Below are 3,563 nucleotides of genomic sequence, written 5' to 3'. Positions count from 1 at the left end.
AGTAATTACCAAGGCGGATTACTTTGTAAATCAGCCTTTTATGTTATAATGGATTTGAAAGGATGAGACATATGAATAATATAAAAGAGAGAATCAAGATATTCTCAGGTGCGAAGTTAAAATATATTGCATTTGCCTCAATGCTGATTGATCATTTCAATAAAGCTATTATCTATCCTAATCTGGATGGTGGTATTTTAAATAGAATAAGTGATCTATTTGATATTTTAGGAAGAATTGCTTTTCCAATATTTATCTTTCTTCTTATAGAAGGATACTTTCATACAAGAAACAAATATTAATACTTAGGAACTCTTCTTCTATTTGGTATCATCTCTGAAGTCCCATTTGATATGTGTACATCAGCTGTGTTCTTTGAACCCAACTGAAACAATATTATGTTTACACTGTCATTTGTACTTGCCATTATATGGATTATAGATGTATTAAAAGAGAAACTGAATAAACCATTATGGTATGTTGTATCCATCCTCATTGTCGCAGTTATGTGTTTTGTAGCTATGAATCTGGGATTAGATTATGAACATCATGCCGTACTTATTGGATATTTCATGTATATATTTCATGATAAATATATCTATTCTATACCATTTTGTTATGCGTCAATGTTTAAGGAACCCTGGGCATTACTTGGATTTGGTTTAAATCTCACTTATAACGGAGAAAGAGGGAGACAAAATAAGTTATTCAACTATTTCTTCTATCCAGTACATTTGCTTATTTTAGGAATAATAAGAATGACTTTTCATATTTAGATACATCATCTAAAGTTCATAATAATTGTGTAGTATTAAATTATACAAAAAATATACTTGAAACGAGGTAAATACATATGATTATTGAAACACTCTTATCAAAAAGAGATCAATTACCCCTAGAACTCGCTATTATTGAACCAGAAGAAGAGGCTATCGGTATTATTCAGTTAATACATGGTATGTCTGAACATAAAGAACGCTATTATGACTTTATGAATTATTTATCACAACAAGGCTATATTTGTGCTATTCATGATCATAGAGGACATGGTGCAAGTGTAAAAGATACATCACATTTAGGATATTTCTATACAAACGATATAACATATATTGTAGATGATGCTTATCTAGTTACAGAATATTTGAAAAATAGATATCCTACATTAAATATCTCTATATTTAGTCATAGTATGGGTACATTGGTTTCTAGAAACTATCTAAAAAAATATGAAAAGCATATTGAAAAGATTGTATTGTGTGGTCCACCTACAGAAAATAAGCTTGTTGATGTAGCATTATTTGCAGGAAAACTTACAGGATTATTTTATAAAGAACATAAACCTAATAAGATTCTGAATAAATTATCTGTAGGATACTACAACAAAGGCTATACAACTGAAAATGAATGGATCTGTTCTAACTTACAGACTGTGTATGAATATAACACCGATCCTCTATGTGGGTTTACTTTTACTACAAGTGGCTTTATGAATCTTTTCCAGTTATTAAAATCGGCTTTCATCAAAGAAGATTGGAATCCACAAAACAGTTCTTTACCTATATTCTTAATTGCAGGTGTTGATGATCCAGTCATTCAAGGAAAAAAGAAATTTAATGAATTAGAAGAGTTTTTGAAAGAAGTAGGTTATGAAAATATCAAGAGTAAACTGTACAAAGATAAAAGACATGAACTACTCAATGAAACAAATAAAGAAATAGTATATAAAGATGTTCTAGACTTTTTCTATGCTAATTAATACAGGAGGTAATATATGGCTTTTGATTTTAAGAAAGAATATAAAGAATTCTACATGCCTAAAAATAAACCCATGATAGTCACTGTTCCCCGTGCTAACTATATTGCGGTAAGAGGACAAGGGGATCCAAACGAGGAAGGTGGGGATTATCAGAAGGCTATTAGTGTACTATATGCAGTCGCTTATACACTTAAGATGAGCTACAAAACAGATTATAAGATAGAAGGATTCTTTGAATATGTGGTTCCTCCACTAGAAGGTTTCTGGTGGCAGGATGGTATTGAAGGTATAGATTATGATGATAAATCTACTTTTAATTGGATTTCTGTCATTCGTTTACCAGACTTTATTACTAGAAAAGATTTTGAATGGGCAGTAGAAACTGCATCTATTAAGAAAAAGATAGATTGTTCTTGTGCAGAATTTCTTACTATAGAGGAGGGATTATGTGTACAGATGATGCATATTGGTCCTTTTGATGATGAACCGGTTTCTGTTGCACTTATGGATAAATATCTAGAAGAAAATGGATATATCAATGATCTTTCAAAAGAAAGATTACATCATGAAATATATCTTTCTGATGCAAGAAGAGTCGCACCAGAAAAATGGAAAACAGTTATTAGACATCCCATCAAGAAAGGAGTTAGACATGAATGAAAAAATAGGAGAAGTTTTCTCTATCACAAAAGATAACGAGCCTATACAAGGCTGTACCACTTCTAAAGCAGTAAATGATACACTCACTTATTTCTCACTCGCACGAAATACAGACATAAGTGCTGAAATATATCCTTACTATAAGATGATTTATGTCTTGAAAGGTCAGTTGGAAGTCTATGGAAATAATGGCTATACTAAAGTAGTCAAAGCAAATGAAAGTTTTATTACATTCACTGATATGCCTATGGGTATAAGAACTAAAGATGGTGTCATATATACAGAAACATTAATAAGGAGGATAGATTATATGAACGAAATGATTAAACCAGGAGAAGTATTTAAACTTGCAGAACTATTACCTTATTCAGAAGGTAAGATTATCAATATGGATATTGTACATAATGATAAGATGAAATTTGTAGTAATGGCATTTGATGAAGGAACTGGACTTACTGAACATGCAGCACCAGGAGAAGCTATCATCTTCGCATTAGATGGCGAAGGTATCATCAGTTATGAGGGTAAAGACCATGTCATTAAAGCAGGAGAAAACTTCTGTTTTGCGAAGGGTGGCATGCACGCAGTCAAAGCATCTAAACGTTTCAAGATGGCATTACTTCTTACATTAGAACAATGAAGATATTACCTAGAACGAGATTCAATTGTAGTCTCGTTTTTTACTTTTTCATATTTCTTGAAATAGTTTCATTTAGTATGGAACTTTGGAATAGAAGCATTACCTTATTCTTACTTGATAGGCTGGATTGCCATGTTATTAGTGGAAGCACCTCTCATGATTCGTATATATAAGAAAAAATAGAAATAATTAGGGTGATAGGGTAATCCTGTCGCTTTTACTATATAATGGAGTAAAGGAGGAGATTTTTATGTCAATACAAGAAAAAGCTGAATTAATTATCAAGGATATAAAGAAAGAAAAAGGAAATAACCCTATACAGATATTTAAAAGAATTGCAGATCATGATTATATCAATATTCATGGACCAGAACATCATATTTTAGATGGAGCATGTTTACTCGTTGCATTTAAAAATGCAGGCGGTGAAATTGATTTAGATGATGCATTAAATAAAATTATGATAGAAGGATTGAGAATGCCTGGTGCTATGTGTGGTTTATGGGG

At 31.4% G+C, this 3,563-nt stretch carries 4 protein-coding genes and 1 pseudogene; all 5 read left to right on the top strand.

What is annotated here, in order from left to right:
- The first annotated feature begins 62 nt into the window (after positions 1-62).
- Positions 63-776, top strand: a pseudogene (locus tag B2S90_RS01305) (TraX family protein).
- A gap of 77 nt (positions 777-853) precedes the next feature.
- Positions 854-1,756, top strand: a complete 903-nt coding sequence (locus B2S90_RS01300; RefSeq protein WP_055288675.1) for an alpha/beta fold hydrolase — start codon at positions 854-856, stop codon at positions 1,754-1,756.
- 15 nt (positions 1,757-1,771) lie between these two features.
- Entirely contained in the window at positions 1,772-2,416 is a 645-nt protein-coding gene (locus B2S90_RS01295; protein ID WP_270467584.1) for a GyrI-like domain-containing protein, read from the top strand.
- Positions 2,409-3,056, top strand: a complete 648-nt coding sequence (locus B2S90_RS01290) for a cupin domain-containing protein (RefSeq protein ID WP_279148176.1) — start codon at positions 2,409-2,411, stop codon at positions 3,054-3,056. Before B2S90_RS01295 ends, B2S90_RS01290 begins: the two co-directional genes overlap by 8 nt.
- 250 nt (positions 3,057-3,306) lie before the next feature.
- Positions 3,307-3,563: DUF5714 domain-containing protein (locus B2S90_RS01285; RefSeq protein ID WP_286696430.1), on the top strand; the 257-nt coding region annotated here is incomplete at its 3' end.

The organism is Catenibacterium sp. UBA627, assembly GCF_002299355.1.
Lineage (GTDB): Bacteria > Bacillota_I > Bacilli_A > Erysipelotrichales > Coprobacillaceae > Catenibacterium > Catenibacterium mitsuoka.
Note: the sequence above shows the minus strand (reverse complement) of the source record. Positions and strands in the feature narration are given on the sequence as shown.

What these genes read in the sequence shown, in the direction of transcription:
- B2S90_RS01300 (WP_055288675.1), top strand. Translation starts at nt 854, where the DNA reads ATGATTATTGAAACACTCTTATCAAAAAGAGATCAATTACCCCTAGAA.
- B2S90_RS01295 (WP_270467584.1), top strand. Translation starts at nt 1,772, where the DNA reads ATGGCTTTTGATTTTAAGAAAGAATATAAAGAATTCTACATGCCTAAA.
- B2S90_RS01290 (WP_279148176.1), top strand. Translation starts at nt 2,409, where the DNA reads ATGAATGAAAAAATAGGAGAAGTTTTCTCTATCACAAAAGATAACGAG.